The following is a 19,453-nucleotide window of genomic DNA, read 5'->3' as shown; positions in this document are numbered from 1 at the left end:
TTCCAATAAAATTATCATTAATGCCGAGCCAACTTACAACAGACGAACAGGCCTTGCGCTTATTTTTCACAGACGATATTTACCTGGTCACTGAAGCTGAAGTGCTGCAAAACAGAGAAAAGCAGGAGGAAACGATAGGGGAAGTGCCGGAAGCGGAGACTATACCTGCTGAACCTGCAGTACAGGAAGCCCCGCAGGCAGAAACGGCCGCGCCCGCTTTTAAATTTCTTGGAAATAACAAACGCAACATACTGATCCTGGTCAACGACAAGGAAAACGAGGTAAGTGACGAGAAGGGCAGAGAACTGCTCAGAAAAATTGTAAAGTCGGTAAACCTTAGCGCCAATGATTTTGCCCTACTAAATTATGCAAATCACGCCGGTGTTAGCTTCGCACAGCTCCAGTCTTATTTTTCAAGCGTCATAGTCTTTGCGTTCGGCGTTTCCCCGCAGCATCTTGGCTTAGGCAACCATCCTGAAAATACCATGGTAACGGAAGGCGAAGTAAAACTGATCTTTTCGGCAGAACTCCGTAAACTGGAAGAAGACCAGAACGGCAAAAAAGTATTGTGGGGAAGTCTGAAACAACTGGGGATATGATACAGGAGCTGGTCTTTGCCACCAACAATAAACACAAAACCGAAGAAATACAATCCATTCTTGGCAATCAGTTTAAAATCCTGACCCTTACAGATATTGGCTGTACGGTGGACATTCCCGAAACAGGAAATTCCTTTGAGGAAAACGCGACCCTTAAAAGCAGCTACGTGGCTGAACATTACCGGCTGGACTGCTTCGCAGATGACAGCGGACTGGAGATCGAAGCACTGAACAATGAACCGGGCATATATTCGGCGCGTTATTCAGGAATCAAAGACGACCAGATTAACCTGGAGCTGGTGCTTCAGAAAATGGAAGGACTCACCAATAGGAAGGCCCGTTTTAAAACGATGATCTCGCTGATGAAAAATGGGAAGAATATCCTGTTTGAAGGCGTGATAAACGGGACAATCCGGCAAGTCCCTGCCGGCGACCATGGCTTTGGCTATGATCCGGTATTTGAGCCTCTGGACTATACTGTGACTTTTGCCCAAATGAGTATGTCAGAAAAGAACAGGATCAGCCACAGGGCAATAGCCATGCAGAAACTTATTGCTTTTTTAAAGGGGCAGGCAAATCCTTCTTAAGCACAGAATCAGCTTTTTTAATAACCGGGCTCAATTTTTTACCCAGGGAATCGACCTTGGCGGGCACTGAACCTGGTTTTATAGGTAAAGCAGGCATTTTTTTCCGCAGAGAATCGATTTTTCTGGAAAAGTTTGAAACAGAATCAGGAAGTGCTACTTCCTTTTTAAGCGAATCCGGTGCCAGGTTTTTGGCTTTATTGATTATGGTTTCAACCGCTTTACCGTTCTTTACGGTTATTTTTTTAACCGTCGACTTTTCCTTCGTACTGCCTGGTTTCGCTTTTGCCTTACCCATAATCACCTCTTTCTTTGAAAGCGGCCGGAATTCCGGTCTCCAGATAAATCCCGTCAGCATTTTTTCTTCAGTCAGTTCCTTGACCGGGATCCTTACCCCTTCCGGATCTTTTATGGTCAGCAGGTCAGAGATTTCTTTATTTTTGAAAAGGATCTTGATCCTGGCGCTGACGGTCTGGCTCATGTCTGTATACACGCTGTCCTTATCGCGGGTATAATAAATGCTTTCGGCATTTCCGTCTACAAACATATTGCTCATTTCTCCGTCTTTGAAGAAGGCTGTGATCAGTTTCCCCTTGACCTGGTTGAATTTCGCGGAGTCCGCATTTACGTTGACCATAAAACCATTTTCCAGAACCTGCAAAGTATTGAGTTTGTTGTTTTTCAGACGGACATAGATCGTATCGCCGGTTTGCTGAGAACCCTGCGACCACAGTATCGGGTTGCCATACCAGCGCAATGTGGAGTCAGCAGCTGTATAAAACAGCGAATCTGCTATTGCCTGCATATTTGATTTAAAAACCCGCACATGGTGATAGGCCTTGATCGATCTGGTTTTGACCGTATCCGCAGGATTAGGTGGCACCGTATCCTTCGGTAAGCCTTTTTTTAGCAGACTGTCAGTCTTTGCAGAAAGTGCGCCCTTTTTGGGCAAGGCAGTGGCTGCTTTTTTTAATGCAGCAGATCCTTTTTTCAATAAGGTATCGGCTGTTTTTCTGACAACAGGATTCTTCTTCAGGAGACTGTCCGCTTTACGGACATCACCGGGTTTGACGGCTTTCAGCAAATCTTTGGCAGCTTTCGTATTTGCCAAAGAATCAGCTTTTTTGAGCAATGTAGTATCCTTTGCAAGGCCTTTGAGCAGACTGTCTGCCCCGGGTATTTTGAGCAAACTGTCTTTAGACAGGCTGTCTGTCAATACGCCAACCGCTGAGCCATTCAGTTTGGCTTTTTCCAGTGCCTTTCTCTCCTTCCTGGATAGTTTTTTTTTAGGCTGGGCAGGAGGAGACGCCTGTGCTGTCGCCTTATTCCTTGCCAGCGCAGCACCCTTCTTTACCCCTGCAGATTTCGGGTCAGGCTTTTCCTCTTCGCCCAATTCATTGTCTTTTTTTAATACTGGAAATTCAATGAGTTTCAGCGTTTTCCGGAGCACCATCTGAGTTTCCAGTGTATCGGCACCCATCCAGATGCTATCCGGTACCAGTTTTTTATTTACCGTTACCGAATCTTTCGTCCCCATGCCCACATAAGCATTTTTTGTGACCAGAGCCCGTTCATCTGCCTTATAATAGTAGCCAAGCTGGCCATACAGGACCGTTTTGTCAGCGGTGTCTTTAAAAATAATATTCCTTACCGCTTTTCCGTATCCCGCCTTTCCGTCATAATACAAACTATCACCCTTCAATGACTTTGAGGCATTTGTATAAAGGTTTTTCTTTCCGAAATAAGCATATTCCGTTTTGGTGTTGTATGCGCCGTTTTCCGTGTACAGGTTATCCCCTTTGCCTTTGATATTTGTTGGGCCGTAAAAATAGGACCAGTTGGTCAGTGTGTTGTACCGCATGGTATCAGAAGTGATCCTGGATTCAGGAGTTACCACCACCACATTGTACCTGAAGTAAGCATCGCGGCTGTTGGAAAAATAATAACCGTTCTTGCTGGTCAGCGTCACATCCTTATTTACGATTTTACCCCCTTCTACATAGGTGCCCACCTTACTGCCCATATTGTAATCCAGAATATTGGTAGTCAGTACCGATTCCTTATCGATCATGCGCACATTGCTGGTCAGGTGTGCAATCTTGGTATTGCCATCATAGACCAGATGATCAGAATAAATATTTATCGTATCGCCCTGTACAATATGTACATTATTGAAAGCTTCAAATGTGTTTTTTTCCTGATACAATACTGCGCTGTCACAGGTCATGACTGCATTAAGGTGCCGGAATATCGGTTTCTTAAAATAAGAGGCTTTTGTCCCGGCATTGCTGCTCCCTCTCTCGGCGTGCTGCAGAATAATTTTGGTTCTCTGCTGGGCCAGCAAAGAGAGCGGTAACATAAATAAGATAAAGAAAAGGCGTATTTTCTGCACTTTACAAAGTTAGTTGTTATTTTTGAAAGATGTTAGCCCTCCAATATTTTAAAGATCACATCAGCAGCAATGCGCTTTTTTCTGAAGGACATAAAGTCCTGCTGGCTGTGAGCGGAGGGAAGGATTCAGTGCTGATGGCGCACCTGTTTAAGCTCGCCGGTTACCATTTCGGTATTGCCCATTGCAATTTTGGCCTGCGTGCAGACGAATCCCAAAGAGATGAAAGCTTTGTCAGAATACTGGCCGCATCCCTTGATGTCCCTTTTCATGTAACGCATTTTAAAACAAAAGATTATGCGGCCGCAAACAAAATATCAACGCAGATGGCGGCCAGAACTTTGCGGTACCACTGGTTTGAAGAAATCCGTCTTGGCCATGGCTATGAAGTGATTGCGCTGGCACAGCATCAGGATGACGTTACAGAAACTGTACTGTTAAACCTGACCAGGGGAACAGGCATTGCAGGCCTGCACGGCATTCTGCCCAAAAGAGGCAAACTGATCAGGCCCATGCTGTTTTTAACACGCGAAGAAATAGACCAGCTCATCGAAAGCAACGGCCTTGACTATGTCGAGGACAGTTCCAATCTGTCCGACGACTACGCCCGCAATAAGATCAGGCACCATGTGGTGCCGCAGCTGAAAGAGATCAATCCCAGTCTCGGTCAGACTTTTCAGCAAAACGTCCGGCGGTTTGCCGAAACCGAAATGGTGCTTCAAAATACGGTTGCGTCGCTTAGAGAACAGATTTTAATACAGGGAGATCACAACTGGCACCTTTCTATAGCAAAAATAAGCGCATTACATCCGCCGCAATTGTTGTTGTATGAGCTGCTTAAGCCCTTTGGTTTTTCTGAAGCCGTGGTGGCAGAAGTATTTCGGTCCATCAATAAACAGAGCGGGACCCGTTTTTACAGCAATACCCATCGTTTGATCATCGACCGTGAGGACCTGATCATCGACCTTTTAACAGACCACAGCAATCAACCGGTAGTTTTTATTCATCAGCACGACCATTTCATTGAACTGCCCCGCCACCAGATAGCTATTTCCTCATCAGCGATTCCTTTTTTTGAGAAAACCAGTAACAAAGCATTCGTTGATGCCGTCAAACTGATCTATCCCTTACTGATCAGGACCTGGCAGCCGGGAGATAAATTTAGCCCGGTGGGAATGAAGACTTTTAAAAAACTAAGCGATTTTTTTATTGATGAAAAGGTTCCCCTTAGCGAAAAGGAACATGTTCCCCTGCTGATTAATGGCAACGGAGAAGTGATCTGGGTATGCGGATTGAGGCAGGATGACCGTTATAAAGTAACCGCATCCACAAAAAAAGTAATTATTTTCGAACTCAGGCCATCTTATCACATGAATAAACAAGAATAATACTTCAGTTTTAGCAGACCATAAAAAACCAGTAACTTTATACAAAATTAAACAAATGGGAAACCGCTACGCCTTTCTTGAAAAACAATACATTGGACGCGATTATATCCGCATCTGTATCAGGCTGGTTATGGCGGCATTCTGCTTTGCTGCCTACGTCTATGAACGTGACCGCGACAATACCCAGGACCTGTTCCTGGTTGTAGGTTTTGGCATTATCGGTGTTTCCATCGCTTTGCTTTTTCTCATCCAGTATAAAACCATTGTCACTGATAAAAAGATCATCATAGACGGCCTGTGGACCGCCAAAAAAGTAATCATAGACCTCAATACGGTTGCAGCGGTCAGAAAAGACACCTACAGCAATTATTTCTTCAACAACCCGGTCTACAACCTGCACCGTAAAGGAAGTATCCGGTTTTATTCCTCAGGTAAAGACGTCATCGTACTCACAGACCACGACGGTTTTGAATATTATATCGGTACCCAAAGGCCCAATGAAATGTACCTGGTCATCCAGGCGGAAATGAAGTCCAGGTAACATCCCTGTGTGAATTTAAATAATTGCAATTGTTTAACATAAAGCTCAGTTTAAGTGCAGTACTTTGTATCGTAAAAATACATTAATGAAAATAGGTATTGTTTGTTACCCGACCTTTGGAGGTAGCGGAGTAGTTGCTACAGAATTAGGTAAAGCGCTCGCCGACGAAGGCCATCAGGTCCATTTCATCACATACAGTCAGCCTGCCAGGCTGGACTTTTTCTCCGCCAACTTATTTTATCACGAAGTTTCTGTCAGGGACTATCCTTTGTTTGACTACGCCCCATACGAATCGGCACTGGCCAGCAAGCTGGTAGATGTAGTGCGTTTTGAACAACTGGATATTCTGCATGTTCATTATGCCATTCCGCATGCCTCGGCGGCATTTATGGCCAAGCAGATCCTGGAGACCTATGGCATCAACATTCCGTTTGTAACCACCCTGCACGGTACCGATATTACCCTGGTAGGTAAAGACCCGACCTATAAACCGGTAGTGACCTTTTCCATCAACAAATCTGATGGCGTAACTACGGTATCCCAAAGCTTAAAGGACGATACGGAAAAACACTTTGACATCAAGACTGAAATTAAGGTCATTCCGAACTTCATAGATTTCACCAGGTTCAGTCTGAAGCCAAAAGACCATTTTAAAAAGGCCATTGCGCCAAACAATGAACGCATCCTGATCCATACTTCAAACTTCAGGAAAGTAAAAAATACAGCCGATGTGATCAGGACGTTTGAAAAGATCCAGGCTGTCATCCCTTCAAAACTTTTAATGGTAGGTGACGGCCCGGAAAGAGCCGCTGACGAACAGCTGTGCCGCAGTTTAGGCATTGGTGATCATGTACGGTTCCTCGGAAAACAAGACGCGATAGAAGAGATCCTTTCTGTGTCTGATCTTTTTCTGATGCCCTCAGAGTCTGAAAGTTTTGGTCTTGCCGCATTGGAAGCCATGGCCTGCAAAGTGCCGGCGATCACCTCCAATGCCGGTGGTTTGCCAGAGCTGAACATCAACGGCTTTTGCGGCTATATGAGCAATGTCGGTGATGTGGATGATATGGCAGCAAAGGCAATCAGTATACTTAGCGATGATGCCGTGTTGAAACAGTTTAAAGAAAATGCGCTGATCAGGGCAAAGGACTTTGACCTGAAGAAGATCCTGCCGCAGTATGTCGACTACTACAATAAAGTAATTCAGGAGCAGCTGAAACTGCATGATGCTTAAGATTTAAAAGAACTGGGTTTACTCAACCGGAGCAAACACCAGGCACACAGGTGCGCCCACATTGATTCTTTTACCAGTATCTTTTAGCGCACCTGTAACCAGATCACGTTCAAAAACCACCACGGCATCGCTGCCCTGGTTGGCTACCAGCAAAAATTTACCGCTGGGATCAATGACAAAATTTCTCGGACCTTTTCCCAGCGTGCTTACCTGGCCGGTCTTATTCAATATACCACCCTTTTCAACAGCGAATATCGTGATCTTATTTTCAGTACCCCTGTTGCTGGCATACAAAAACTTCCCGTCCGGCGAAAGGTGTATATCCGCCGCCCCGTTTTCACCGGTAAAACCATCCTCGGTGATTTTGGTTTCCTGTATGCTTTTAAGGTGGCCACTGCTATAGCTAAAAGCCGTCACAGCCCCATCCATTTCATGGAGCAGGTATGCATATTTCCCATCCTTACTAAAAGTAAGGTGTCTTGGGCCGGCCCCCGGAGTTATAGCTACACTGTCATTGGGCACCAGAACATCCCTGGAAAGCCCGGCATTGTATTTATAGATGTATACCTTATCAGTCCCAAGGTCGTTCAGCAACGCATACTTACGGTCAGGACTAAACGCCGCCATGTGCACATGCGGTGCATTTTGCCTGCTCTTATTTACACTTTTACCACTGTGTTGCACCAGTTGTTTCAACGGCCCCAGCGAACCGTCCTTTTGAATCCCAAATACGGAAGCACTCCCGCCAGAATAATTGGCGGAGATCACATGCTTTTCATCAGCAATGATGTAGCAGGGATCCGCACCCTGGGTTGGCTGTGTGTTCAGAAACTTAAGTTCACCTTTGGTGCCGTCAAATGAAAAGGCACTTACCGCACTTTTTTCACCCGATTCATTGACACTGTAAACGAACCTGTTGTTGTTGCTTACTGTCAGATAACTCGGGTTTTCTACATTTTTTGCAATGCTTTTTGCCTGAGCATCACCAGTTTGAGTGTTAAATGTATAGACATAGATCCCCTCACTTTTTCCGCCGTTAGTATAAGTGCCGATTAACAGGTTGTAATTGCTCTGCTGTGCGGCGCCCTGTAAAGCCAACAGTAAAACAGGAATAGGAAGGAATCTTTTCATATCTAATTATTTTATCAGATGCTTGATCTGTATCAGCTCATGTTCTTCCAGAAAGCGCCACCTTCCGCGTGGAAGGTCCTTTTTGGTCAGGTTGCCGTAAACCACACGGTCCAGCTTTACTACCTCATAGCCCAGGTGCTCAAATATCCTGCGCACAATTCTGTTCTTGCCGCTATGGATCTGGATGCCCACCTCACGTTTTGAACCGCCGGTCACATAAGATACCGAATCCGGTTTTATGATGCCGTCTTCCAGCTCCAGTCCAAACTGGATCTTGTTCAGATCCCCCTGGCTCAGACTTTTGCTCAGCTCCACATGATATATTTTAGTAATGCCATTTTTTGGATGGGAGAGTTTATCGGCAAGATCACCGTCATTGGTCATCAAAAGGAGGCCGGTAGTATTGCGGTCAAGGCGGCCAACCGGATATATACGTTCGCGGCTCGCTTTTTCCACCAGCTGCATCACCGTTTTGCGTTCCTGCGGATCATCAGTAGTGGTGATGTAATCCTTTGGTTTGTTCAGGATCACATAAACTTTCTTTTCACGTTTCAGCAACTCACCATTGTACCTGATCTCGTCCTTAAACGGATCCACTTTCTGGCCGAGTTCTGAAACCACAACGCCGTTTACTGACACAACTCCTGCTGTAATCAGCTCGTCAGCCTTACGTCTTGAACAAATGCCGGAGTTTGAAATGTAACGGTTCAGACGGATCAGTCCGTCATCCTCTTTAGCCGGGGCATTCTTCCGGCTACGCATGGTCGGCGCTTTTTCCGGGCCGTTCCAGGTATTGTTGCGTTCCTGGCGACTGCCCCTTGCTCCACGTTCTCCGCTTTCACCGCGCTCTGGGCGCCCTTCCCAAGGCTTAAAGCCCTGTTTGCCCTGCTCATCATCCCTTTTTCTGAATGGTCTGCTGTCAGTAGTTCTTGAAGCAGAACCTTTTTTATCATCGAATTTCCTGAAAGGCTGATCACCTCCGGAACTGAAATTGTCTTTCTTTATATAGCTGCGGGTTTTTTCACCCGGAGGGTTTTCTCTGGAACCGCCATCTCTGGATGATCTTGGTTTAAAATCACCTGTTCCCGAACTCCTTGGTTTGAAGCCTCCATCTGAACTCCTTGCACCTCTGGGTTTGAAATCGCCCTCAGTTCTCGGGCCTCTTGGCTTAAAATCGCCATCGCTAGATCTTGCAGCTCTTGGTTTAAAATCCTTGCTGTCATTTTCGTTCCCTGGTCTGAAGCCCCTCGAATCGCCTTCTCTCTTCTCTCTTGGTTTAAAGTCTTTGCTGTCACCAGCCCTCGCTGCACGGGGTTTAAAATCTTTTGCCCCCCCAAATTTCTTATCTTTCCCCTCTTTATCGTCAAACTTGCTTTTGCCTTTGTATGAACTATCTGTTCCACTTGGCCTTCTGCCAGTTGTGCTTCGGTTTCCCGGCTTGGACTTGTCATCCCGACTGTTCCTGTTGTTGTCTTTTGTCATGATACGCTATTAGCCGCAAAATTATGCGGGTTGGCAAAGTTAGGCAAAATTGCTTTCATCCACAATTTTAACTGCCAGGTCATTTGGATTATTGTCTTTCTACGCAGCGCTGCTTTTCCTCTTTATGGGGGATAAGTAATAGCAGCACTGTCCTATACCGGAATAAGTTATTTTAAACAACAAAGGCATCTTTTTCAGGCCTTTTGAACTCGCCGTTTTGAGGCAGATAAATCACTTTTAAAAACTTGCTTTAAAGCTATTTAAACTGCGATTTTCGCAGGTATTTCTGTAAATGCTTGATAATAAGGATAATATGTCGTATGTTTGCAGGCGTTTTATATTATTAACCAAAAAAAGGAGGAAAATGATAAAGAAACACATAATAACATGTACGGTAATAATTGCATTACTGGTTATGGCAAAAGTGTTTGCTTACAACATGCCCCACGAAGCAAAAAGTCAATCGGAAGATGACAAAACAACGTCAATAAAAGATACAGTAACAATAACAAAAAAAAATCCGGTGCCATTATCTCTTATGGCCCAGTTAAATTTCGCAGAAGAAACGCTCCCTTTAGGAGATTCCAGGGTAGAGCGCAAAATGAAAACCTATCTTTCTGCATTCAGCTACAGTCGTTTACAGACCAATCGCCTGCATAGAAAGGCGGCAGAATGGTTTCCTGTGATAGAGCCCATCCTTGCGGCATACGGTATACCTGAGGACTTTAAATATGTTCCGCTGGTAGAATCCGGATTGAGGGAAGGTACTTCGCCTAAAGGTGCATCAGGTTTTTGGCAGTTTATGCCGGGTACCGCACGTATTTACGGTTTGAAGGTCAATTCAAAGGTAGATGAACGCAAGAATTTGCGCAAATCGACCATCGCTGCAGCAAAATACATCAAAGAACTTTACGGGATTTTTGATAGCTGGACATTGGTTGCGGCCGCATATAATGTGGGTGATAACCATATGAAAAGGCAAATAGACCGCCAGAATCAGGACAATTACTTCAAAATGAAGCTAAACCGTGAAACTGCCAGCTATGTATACAAGCTGATTTCTATGAAAGAGATCGTAGAAGATCCTGTACGTTATGGTTACAGGGCGCCTAGAACGCTTTTGGCTTATAAAGCTGAAAGTACATTTAAGGCATACCAGTAAGATTTTAAACACACACAAATAAGAGACGTTGACATTGGGGAAAGCCGTTCTGATTAAATCAGAACGGCTTTTTGGTGCTGTTGTCTGTGTAGGCCCGCCTGGACCGGGCCAGGGCCAGTCCACCGAGGACCAGTGCGGTCAGCCCCAATATCATGGCCACAATTGCTCCGGCCAGTCCGTTGCCGGTGCCAAAACCGCCGGCGGAGTTGACCGCATGCAGCATGCCGATGGCCAAACTGATCAGTCCCGATATTAAAGCCAGCAGTGCTCCGCTTTTGACCTTGCGGTTTTCGGTGCGCTTGGAGTGGATCAGCGCCCATCTGCCGATGAGCACTCCGGTCAGTCCTATCAGGGCGGCCACAGTCGGCAAGAATCGTCCGGAGCCGATATTGCCCGCTGCTGATGAGGCATGTGCGGTTGCCGGTATGGCAAGTACAAGCAGGGCGGCTGCTATGGTGTGGAACAGGGTGCTGCCTGATGTGATTGGCTTTTTCATTTGTCCTGGATTTTTATAGTTTAAATTACAGTTAGTTTTGTGCATCATCCACTCGATGATGCACAAAACTAACTGTGGTATCCGTGATTTTTCTGACAAATAGACAACAGGGGCAGATGTGGCGACAAGTCCAAAAGATCAGTCGACTTTATAATGCGGGGTTATCCGGTCGGATCTGCATCTTTGGTATTGCTGCCGGAGCCAGGTTCCGGCAAATATAAAATCAATAGATTTGGTATGGATGATAAATATAGTTAAACACAGGTATTTTAATTTCATACTCCACCCACTGGCCTGGAGTATTGTGCTCTTTTTGCCTTACCTGGTTTCAGATTCAGACAACCAGTATAAAATAGGCCCGCTTCCGGGACTCTATTTTACGCTGTCAGGCATTATCCACATGATCATTTTTTATGGGAACACCCTCTTTCTCTATCCAAAGCTTCTGAACAGAGCTTACTGGTGGATTTATATGGTCGCAGCCATTTTACTGATCATTTTGTCTTTCTGGGTAAAATTCTATATCCTCTTATGGTGGTTTCCCGACGCGCTGCAGGATGCAAGGTCCCACATACTCTTCCCTTCTGTCCTGGTATTTATTGTCAGTGTCTTCTACTGCATAGCGGTTGATAAGATCCGTGCGGAAAAATTGCAGAAAGAAAATGAAGCCCTGCAATTGAGGATGGAACTAAAATTCCTCCGTTCTCAGATCAACCCGCATTTCCTGTTTAATATATTGACAAACCTCGTTTCTCTCGCGAGAAAGAAGTCCGGTGATATCGAGACATCGCTTTTAATGCTTTCGAGGTTGATGCGTTACATGCTTTACAATGCCGGTGAAAAAATATCCCTGCAGCAGGAGATAGAATACCTGGAGAGCTATATCGCGTTGCAGGAACTGAGGTTTGGGCGTGATGTAAAAATTGTATTCCGCACGGAGCTGTCCCCCGGAGAAACCGGCTGCAGCATTGAACCGATGCTCCTGATCCCTTTTGTCGAGAATGCATTTAAGCACGGGACAGGTTACGCGGACCAGCCGCTTGTAGACATCAGCTTAACTGTGAGGGAGGAAGTGCTGGTTTTCCAGGTAAAGAACAAATTTGACGGGGAAAGGGGTTCAAGCAAGGACGAAAGTTCCGGTATAGGATTAAATAATGTCCGCTCGAGGTTAACATTGCTTTATCCAGGCAGGCACGATCTGGTCATAAGTACTGATGAGCGCCTGTTTTGTATTAATTTAACATTGAAACTATGATGACGATGCGGTGTATTGTTGTAGATGATGAACCCCTGGTTCGTGAATTGCTTGAGGACCACATGAGTGAGGTTCCTTTTTTAGAATTGGTAAAATCCTGTAAAAGCGCATTGGAAGCATTGGAAATATTGCAGGAGGAGCAGATTGACCTGATCTTCCTCGACATACAGATGCCCCGGTTAAACGGCCTGCAGTTTCTGCAGTCACTGGACCGCCCGCCTCTGGTGATCATGGTGACGGCTTATGAAAAATATGCGGTGGAGAGTTTTAACCTTCAGGTGGCCGATTATATCACAAAACCTTTCAGTTTTGAGCGGTTCCTGAAAGCCTGTAACCGGGCTGCGGATTTGTTCCGTATGATGAACTCCGCAATGTCTGCAGCAACGGAAAAAAACCATGATTTCTTTGTCAATGTTGAATATACACATGTAAAGATCGTTGCTGCTGATATTGATTACATAGAAAGTCTCAAAGATTACATTAAGATTTACCTTTCCTCGGGCACTAAGCCTGTTTTGACCCGCATGTCGCTAAAATCCATTGAGGCAAAACTCCCTGCCGGCACCTTTGTACGTACTCACAAATCCTTTCTTGTGGCCATGTCCAAAATTACAGCGGTGAAACGGGATTTTGTTTGCATTGGTGCCACTGAGATTCCTGTCAGTGAAACTTTCAGGGAAAATATAAACAAGGTGCTGAAATCTCATTGATAATTGTTTCCTAATAGATTGCAATTTGCTATTTTGCCAACTTATGGAACTGATCAGGCTGCGCATAACACATATGAAATATACCCCGGGCGACACACTGGTATTGACCTTTGATGTTCCGGATGGTGTTAAACCGCAATACCTGGCGGGCCAGTTTCTGACCCTGGTGTTTGAGATCCATGGCAGGGAACTGCGGCGGTCGTACTCGCTTTGCAGTTCGCCGGATGTAGATGAACCCTTGTCCATAGCGATCAAAAGGGTGGAAAATGGTGAGATCTCCCGGTTTTTGCACCACAGGACTTCGGTCGGGGATGTGCTGACGGCGCTGCCCCCAAATGGTTTGTTTACTTATCAACCGCAGGCTTCATTGAGAAGGACCGTATTCCTTTTTGGCGCGGGGGTGGGCATTACCCCGCTGTTTTCCATCATCAAGACTGCGTTGTATACAGAACAGCAATCAAAGATCATACTCGTTTACAGCAGCCGGTCGGTGGATGAGACCTTGTTCTACGAAGAGCTGAACCAGTTGCAGGGGCAATTTGCTGACCGCTTCAGGATTATTTATGTTTCCAGCGGGGCCAAAAACCTGCTTATGGCCAGGCTCAATGTGTTCCTGATTGAAAAGATCGTACACGAATATTTGGAGTATGACCGGGCGGATGCGTTGTTCTATACTTGCGGGCCGGTCGATTATATGGTGACCTGCCGGATCAAACTGCTGGAACTTGGATTTGACATTTCCCAGATTAAGAGGGAGACTTTTGTACTTCCTGAAGATGAGGTAGATGAAGACGATATGACTGAGAAAACGGTAAAAGATACTTCAACATATAGTGTTGTTTTAAAGTTGAAAGGACAGGAGCACCGGATTGCCGTGCCTTATGACAGGACAATCCTGCAGGTGGCACTGGACCATCATATCGATATTCCTTACAGTTGCCGCGCCGGCATCTGCAGTACTTGTACGGCTAATTGTACAAAAGGGCATGTGCGCATGGACTACAATGAAGTGCTGGTCGACGATGAAATAGCGGCAGGACGGGTTCTGGTATGTACCGGTCATCCGACTGAAAATGAGACGACAATAGTCTGGTAAAAGCGAAACATATGATTTACCTTTGTGGCCAGGAAATTGTTAACCTTGATTTTCTGGCAATTTATCCTGTTTTTTAGAATATATGAGCAAAACTACCATAGACCTTGGCGAGCAAAAAGATGTAGAAGTATACGGTGCCAGGGTACACAACCTTAAAGATATAGACGTTTCCTTTCCCAGAAATAAACTGGTGGTGATCACCGGTTTAAGCGGGAGCGGCAAATCCTCACTGGCATTTGATACCATTTATGCGGAAGGGCAGCGCCGTTATATGGAAACTTTCAGTGCCTATTCCCGCCAGTTTATGGGCGGTATGGAAAGGCCTGATGTGGACAAGGTTTCGGGATTGAGCCCCGTAATAGCGATTGAACAAAAGACCACCAGCAAAAATCCACGCTCTACGGTAGGTACCATTACCGAAATCTATGATTTTATGCGTTTGCTTTACGCACGTACCGCTGATGCCTTTTCTTACAATACCGGTGAGAAAATGGAACGCATGAGCGAGGACCAGATCCTGAATAATATTTTTAACAAATACGGGAATATGGCGGTCAATATCCTGGCGCCTGTTGTTAAAGGGCGTAAAGGTCATTACCGGGAGCTTTTTGAGCAGATCCGCAAACAGGGTTATGTAAAGGTGCGGATTGATGGGGAAATCCAGGACATTACTCCAAAAATGCAGGTCGACCGGTACAAGATCCACGACATTGAGATCGTGGTAGACCGTCTGCTGGCAGACCGTAAGGATGTGAAGCGCATGCAGGATTCTTTGCAAACGGCCATGCGCCTGGGTAAAGGGATCATCAAGATCAGTGATAAAGAAAACAATGTTTCCCATTTCAGCAAGTTCCTGATGTGCCCGACTACGGGGATTTCTTATGATGAGCCTCAGCCCAATAGTTTCTCGTTCAACTCGCCTTACGGGGCATGCGAGAATTGTGATGGTCTGGGCTATATCTTTGTGATCGACCGGGATTCTGTAATTCCGAACCCCAAGCTCAGCATCCTCAACGGCGGGCTTGCTCCCTTAGGCGAATACCGGGATGTATGGATGTTCCAGGTGCTGAAGGCACTGGCCAAAAAATATAACTTCTCTTTATCCACTCCGATTGAAAAGCTGGGGGAGGAAAATATCAACATCATTCTGAATGGTACACACGAGCTGCTCAGTGTAGCGGTAGAATACAACAAATGGAATGTACAGAATTACCAGATTACTTTTGACGGCATCATCAAATTGCTTGAGGAACAGCAGGAGCGTAAAAGTGAAGGGGCATCCGATGATATGGAGGCTTTCCGTAAACTGAAGACTTGTCCGGTTTGCAATGGCGCCAGGCTGAAAAAAGAAAGCCTGCATTTTAAAATAGACGGCAAGAATATTTTTGAGCTGTCTGAAATGGACATCAGCAGTTTGAAGCACTGGTATGTGGATCTGGAAAACAGGCTGAGTGAAAGACAGAATACCATTGCCAAAGAGATTCTGAAAGAGATCAGGGCCAGGCTGGGTTTTCTGAGCGATGTAGGATTGAATTATTTGTCCCTGGACCGTACTGCACGTACTTTGTCCGGCGGGGAGGCACAGCGGATCAGGCTGGCTACACAGATCGGCTCGCAGCTGATGAATGTCATGTACATTCTCGACGAGCCGAGCATTGGCCTGCATCAGCGTGACAATGAACGGCTGATCAGCGCTTTAAAGAATTTAAGAGACCTGGGCAATACCGTACTGGTCGTGGAACACGATAAGGACATGATCCTGGAGGCTGACCATGTGATTGATGTGGGGCCTGCAGCAGGAGTGCATGGCGGGCAGATCGTGGCGCAGGGTACGCCAGCCGAGATTCTTAAATCAGGAACACTCACTGCTGCTTATCTCAATGGCCAAAAGTCTATAGAAGTACCTAAAAAACGCCGGAAAGGCAATGGCCGTAAGCTTTCTATTATCAAGGCCAGCGGTCACAATTTAAAAGATGTGTCTGTGGATTTTCCCCTGGGAAAATTCATTACGGTAACCGGTGTATCAGGAAGCGGTAAATCCAGTCTGATCACCGAAACGCTTTATCCGATCCTGAACCATCATTTTTTCAGGGCCAAAAAACATCCTTTGCCTTACGAAAAGATCAGCGGGCTGAAGGAAATTGATAAGGTAATTGAAATAGACCAGGCGCCTATCGGGCGTACACCGAGGTCAAATCCATCTACTTATACCGGCGTATTTTCAGACATCAGGAATTTATACGTGCAATTGCCCGAGGCAAAGATCAGGGGCTATAAGCCCGGCCGTTTCTCTTTTAACGTAAAGGGCGGCCGCTGCGAGACCTGTCAGGGCGGTGGTATGAAGGTGATAGAAATGAATTTCCTGCCTGATGTGCAGGTGCCTTGTGAGGAATGCCAGGGTAAAAGGTACAACCGGGAAACCCTTGAGGTACGCTACAGGGGCAAATCAATCAGTGATGTGCTGGACATGAGCATTGAAGACGCCTGCGAATTCTTTGAAAATATGCCGGTCATTTACCGTAAGATCAAAACACTGAAAGACGTGGGCCTGGGATACATCACGCTCGGGCAGTCGTCCATCACCCTCTCCGGAGGGGAGGCGCAGCGGGTGAAACTCGCTACCGAGCTTTCTAAAAAAGATACCGGCAGTACGTTTTATATTTTAGATGAGCCGACTACCGGCCTGCATTTTGAAGACATCAATGTGCTGCTGGGTGTACTGAACGAGCTGGTAGACAAGGGAAATACAGTGCTGGTGATCGAGCATAACCTGGATGTGGTGAAGGTGGCCGACTGGGTTATTGACCTGGGTGAAGAAGGCGGTGCCGGTGGGGGCAGGATCATTTTTGAAGGCACGCCTGAAGGACTGATCCAGAACCCGATCAGTTTAACCGGCAAGTTTTTGAAAAAAGAAATGGGATTGTAGCTGTTATAAATACCTGGTGTGATGAAAGCCAAACTCAATGATTTTTTGCCTGATGCCTCCGCGCCTGATTCTGCAACTGTTGTAGCGGGCATGCAAGCTGAGGGTGATTTTCGCATGATAAGACCTGAAGACATTAGACTTTTATTCAAACCCAGGGAACAGTTTAGCCATAAGGGTACCTATGGCCATGCGCTGATCATTGCCGGAGCGCCGCAGACTATGGGCGCTGCGCTGTTATGTGCCATGGCATGCCTGCATGCCGGCGCCGGACTGACTACTGCTGCTATTCCCGAAAGCGGATTGACAGCATTGAATACCTTGCTTCCGGAAGTGATGTATATTGATAAAAAAGACCTCGGTCAGGGAAAGGCCTTCAAACACTACGATGCCATCGCTATCGGCCCAGGGTTGTTTCCGGATATTGGCAGCAGTTTGACGGATTTAGTACTTGTAGAAGCGGTACAGGCATCAAAGATGCCTGTTGTCGCAGATGCCGATATGCTGACTCTTCTGGCGAAAAGTAAGCAGCATTTCAGGCACCTGGCCAAAGATAGTATCCTGACACCGCATATGAAGGAATTTGACCGGCTGTTTGGTATGCAGGAGAATTGGTGGGCGCGTATTCAAACCGCGGTAATACAGGCCAGAAAGCGCAAAATAACGATCGTCCTGAAGAACAGGTATACTTTTGTGATTGATACCGGGGGGACGGTTTACATCAACCCTACAGGTAACCCGGCGATGGCGCAGGGTGGAATGGGCGATGTATTGACCGGGATCATTACCGCTTACACCGCTCAGAAATATATTGCCAGGGATGCGGCGGTACTGGGCTGTTATTTTCACGGTTTAGCAGGAGATCAGCTGGCAGAGGGTAGTTTTAATGTTAGTGCATCCAGGCTTGCCCTACAGCTTCCAAAGACAGTAAAAGCATTTTTCGGTTAAATAGAAACATTGCCTGCTACGATCATTTGGGTCATCGTAGGGCTTGGACTTCCGCCGCGTTTCTCCAGGGTCACAGCAAAGGTCTGGGCAGCTGCAATGTCTTTCATGCTGACCAATATTTGTGCGCTGTCAGCGTTGACATCAAACACACCAAGATCAACAGGTTTGCCGTTTACCAAAGCCCAAAGCTGGTACTGATGCTCTTTATCTGTTGCAGGAAGCTTCATCTTCCTGTTGTCCATCATCACATGTTTGCCTGTAGTATGCCAGTAAACCATCATGCTGGCTTTTGGATCCATAGGGGTGCCCGCCAGTTTCACAAACTTCCAGTTCGGATCAGCGGTCATGTCGGCAATCTTCTGCAAAGCGGCATTGGTCTGCTTCATGTAATTCACGGTAGCTGTAAATTTCTCTTTGTCAAGGCTCAGTTCAGCGATCTGATCTTTGGCGCTGTCCAGTTCTGTACGTGCTGAAAATAAGGCGACTGCACTCACTACGAGCAGGGCGACACATGCCGCCAGCGCAATGCGCAACCTCCGGACCTTAGTTTCATAGTTATCGTCTCTGTTTAGCTGCACGACAATTGCGTCACTGGCTTTAGCAGGTACGCTGGCTGGTACTTCAAAAGTTTCTGCTGTACTTTGTTTTTCGCTGTTGATCCTGGCCAGGATTTTTTGATCCAGTCCTTCCGCAGGATGCACCGCTTGTGCCAGGGCATATTGTTCCATAGCACGTTCAATTGCGTCAATCTCCTGCTTCACTTCAGGATATTGTACCGCCATTGCTTCAACTTCAGCTTGTTCCTGTGCAGTCAACTGCCCCAGAACGTAAAGTTCAAGTATGCCCGATTCAATATATGCTTTTCCTTCTTCCACTTTAATTAAAATGCTTTCTTAACTCCATAATAGCCATCCGGATACGTGTTTTAACCGTACCCAGTGGTAAATTCAATTCTTCTGCTGCCTCCACGTGGGTATATCCTTTAAAATACACCATATTGAGTACACTGTTAAATTCCGGCTTTAAGGCAGTCACCATATCCTTAAGTCCCAGAAGATCCGCATTAAAAGTAATCTCTTTTTGCGAGTCAATGAAATCTACGTTGTTTTCTATGTCCTGGTTTTTCCCCGAGTTTCTGAAATCCCTGGAACGTACTTTGTCTATGGATAAATTGCGCGCAATGTTCATCATCCATGTAAATAAGCGGCCTTTGTTGCTGTCGTAACTGTTTGCCGAATTCCAAATCTTAATGAAAGTCTCCTGTAAAAGGTCTTCAGCAAGTTCCGTTTGGGGAATGATCCTTGAAATAACCCCAAGCAGCGCGCCCGAATACATGTCGTACAGGGCTTGAACAGCGATGGTATCCTGAGCTTTCAGTCTACGCACCAGCTCTTCTTCGGAGAGTGATATCTTTTTAGTTGCTGCCAATCGATTACGAATATACAGAAACTAGAACAAGAACAAAGGCGCATTTGTTTTTTTAAGCAATTAGACGAAAAATAACACAGAAGTGCTAAG

At 46.0% G+C, this 19,453-nt stretch carries 17 protein-coding genes; 11 read left to right on the top strand and 6 right to left on the bottom strand.

Going from position 1 to position 19,453, the window contains the following annotated elements; translation table 11 throughout:
• The first annotated feature begins 20 nt into the window (after window positions 1-20).
• On the top strand, window positions 21-599 hold the full coding sequence (locus QEP08_RS15025; protein ID WP_285059234.1) for a hypothetical protein: 579 nt from the start codon (window positions 21-23) through the stop codon (window positions 597-599).
• Window positions 596-1,186 carry an RdgB/HAM1 family non-canonical purine NTP pyrophosphatase gene (gene rdgB, locus QEP08_RS15020; RefSeq protein WP_431844615.1) on the top strand — a complete coding sequence of 197 codons (591 nt, stop codon included), beginning with the start codon at window positions 596-598 and terminating at the stop codon, window positions 1,184-1,186. Before QEP08_RS15025 ends, rdgB begins: the two co-directional genes overlap by 4 nt.
• Here the strand turns inward: rdgB and QEP08_RS15015 are convergent.
• Window positions 1,149-3,542, bottom strand: a complete 2,394-nt coding sequence (locus QEP08_RS15015) for an OstA-like protein (protein WP_285059233.1) — start codon at window positions 3,540-3,542, stop codon at window positions 1,149-1,151. The two genes, rdgB and QEP08_RS15015, sit on opposite strands and share 38 nt — an antisense overlap.
• A 62-nt stretch (window positions 3,543-3,604) precedes the next feature.
• Here QEP08_RS15015 and tilS point away from each other — a divergent pair, with 62 nt between their 5' ends.
• The 3 genes from tilS to bshA all read left to right on the top strand — a co-directional run bounded on the left by tilS (window position 3,605) and on the right by bshA (window position 6,732).
• Window positions 3,605-4,960: a tRNA lysidine(34) synthetase TilS gene (tilS, locus tag QEP08_RS15010; RefSeq protein WP_285059232.1), complete on the top strand. Its 1,356-nt coding sequence runs from the start codon at window positions 3,605-3,607 to the stop codon at window positions 4,958-4,960.
• Window positions 4,961-5,015: 55 nt separating this feature from the next.
• Entirely contained in the window at window positions 5,016-5,501 is a 486-nt protein-coding gene (locus QEP08_RS15005) for a hypothetical protein (protein WP_285059230.1), read from the top strand.
• An 85-nt stretch (window positions 5,502-5,586) separates the two neighbouring features.
• Entirely contained in the window at window positions 5,587-6,732 is a 1,146-nt protein-coding gene (gene bshA, locus QEP08_RS15000) for an N-acetyl-alpha-D-glucosaminyl L-malate synthase BshA (RefSeq protein WP_285059228.1), read from the top strand.
• Between the two features lie 18 nt (window positions 6,733-6,750).
• Here bshA and QEP08_RS14995 read toward each other — a convergent pair whose 3' ends face one another.
• Window positions 6,751-7,863, bottom strand: a complete 1,113-nt coding sequence (locus QEP08_RS14995) for a lactonase family protein (RefSeq protein WP_285059227.1) — start codon at window positions 7,861-7,863, stop codon at window positions 6,751-6,753.
• A gap of 6 nt (window positions 7,864-7,869) precedes the next feature.
• A complete protein-coding gene (locus tag QEP08_RS14990) occupies window positions 7,870-9,345 on the bottom strand; it encodes a pseudouridine synthase (RefSeq protein WP_285059225.1) in 1,476 nt (491 codons plus the stop codon).
• Between the two features lie 538 nt (window positions 9,346-9,883).
• Between QEP08_RS14990 and QEP08_RS14985 the strand changes: the two genes are divergently transcribed.
• Entirely contained in the window at window positions 9,884-10,507 is a 624-nt protein-coding gene (locus QEP08_RS14985; protein WP_349019041.1) for a lytic transglycosylase domain-containing protein, read from the top strand.
• Between the two features lie 58 nt (window positions 10,508-10,565).
• Here the strand turns inward: QEP08_RS14985 and QEP08_RS14980 are convergent, their stop codons facing one another.
• A complete protein-coding gene (locus tag QEP08_RS14980) occupies window positions 10,566-11,003 on the bottom strand; it encodes a DUF6223 family protein (RefSeq protein ID WP_285059221.1) in 438 nt (145 codons plus the stop codon).
• A gap of 241 nt (window positions 11,004-11,244) precedes the next feature.
• On the opposite strand from QEP08_RS14980, the gene QEP08_RS14975 reads away from it, so the two are divergent.
• The 5 genes from QEP08_RS14975 to QEP08_RS14955 all read left to right on the top strand — a co-directional run bounded on the left by QEP08_RS14975 (window position 11,245) and on the right by QEP08_RS14955 (window position 17,935).
• On the top strand, window positions 11,245-12,258 hold the full coding sequence (locus tag QEP08_RS14975) for a sensor histidine kinase (RefSeq protein ID WP_285059219.1): 1,014 nt from the start codon (window positions 11,245-11,247) through the stop codon (window positions 12,256-12,258).
• Complete coding sequence (locus tag QEP08_RS14970) at window positions 12,255-12,968, top strand: LytR/AlgR family response regulator transcription factor (RefSeq protein ID WP_285059217.1); 714 nt, start codon at window positions 12,255-12,257, stop codon at window positions 12,966-12,968. Before QEP08_RS14975 ends, QEP08_RS14970 begins: the two co-directional genes overlap by 4 nt.
• Window positions 12,969-13,011: 43 nt before the next feature.
• Window positions 13,012-14,064, top strand: a complete 1,053-nt coding sequence (locus QEP08_RS14965; RefSeq protein ID WP_285059215.1) for a ferredoxin--NADP reductase — start codon at window positions 13,012-13,014, stop codon at window positions 14,062-14,064.
• Between the two features lie 82 nt (window positions 14,065-14,146).
• Complete coding sequence (gene uvrA / locus QEP08_RS14960) at window positions 14,147-16,990, top strand: excinuclease ABC subunit UvrA (RefSeq protein ID WP_285059213.1); 2,844 nt, start codon at window positions 14,147-14,149, stop codon at window positions 16,988-16,990.
• A 21-nt stretch (window positions 16,991-17,011) separates the two neighbouring features.
• On the top strand, window positions 17,012-17,935 hold the full coding sequence (locus tag QEP08_RS14955; RefSeq protein ID WP_285059211.1) for an NAD(P)H-hydrate dehydratase: 924 nt from the start codon (window positions 17,012-17,014) through the stop codon (window positions 17,933-17,935).
• On the opposite strand, the gene QEP08_RS14950 is transcribed toward QEP08_RS14955, so the two are convergent.
• Both QEP08_RS14950 and QEP08_RS14945 read right to left on the bottom strand, forming a co-directional pair.
• Window positions 17,932-18,810 carry an anti-sigma factor gene (locus tag QEP08_RS14950; protein ID WP_285059210.1) on the bottom strand — a complete coding sequence of 293 codons (879 nt, stop codon included), beginning with the start codon at window positions 18,808-18,810 and terminating at the stop codon, window positions 17,932-17,934. The genes QEP08_RS14955 and QEP08_RS14950 overlap by 4 nt on opposite strands.
• Window position 18,811: 1 nt before the next feature.
• Window positions 18,812-19,363, bottom strand: a complete 552-nt coding sequence (locus QEP08_RS14945) for an RNA polymerase sigma factor (protein WP_285059208.1) — start codon at window positions 19,361-19,363, stop codon at window positions 18,812-18,814.
• Between the last annotated feature and the right edge of the window lie 90 nt (window positions 19,364-19,453).

Origin of the sequence: Pedobacter ginsengisoli, from assembly GCF_030244015.1 — a bacterium.
GTDB classification, from domain to species: Bacteria; Bacteroidota; Bacteroidia; order Sphingobacteriales; family Sphingobacteriaceae; genus Pedobacter; species Pedobacter ginsengisoli.
Note: the sequence above shows the minus strand (reverse complement) of the source record. Positions and strands in the feature narration are given on the sequence as shown.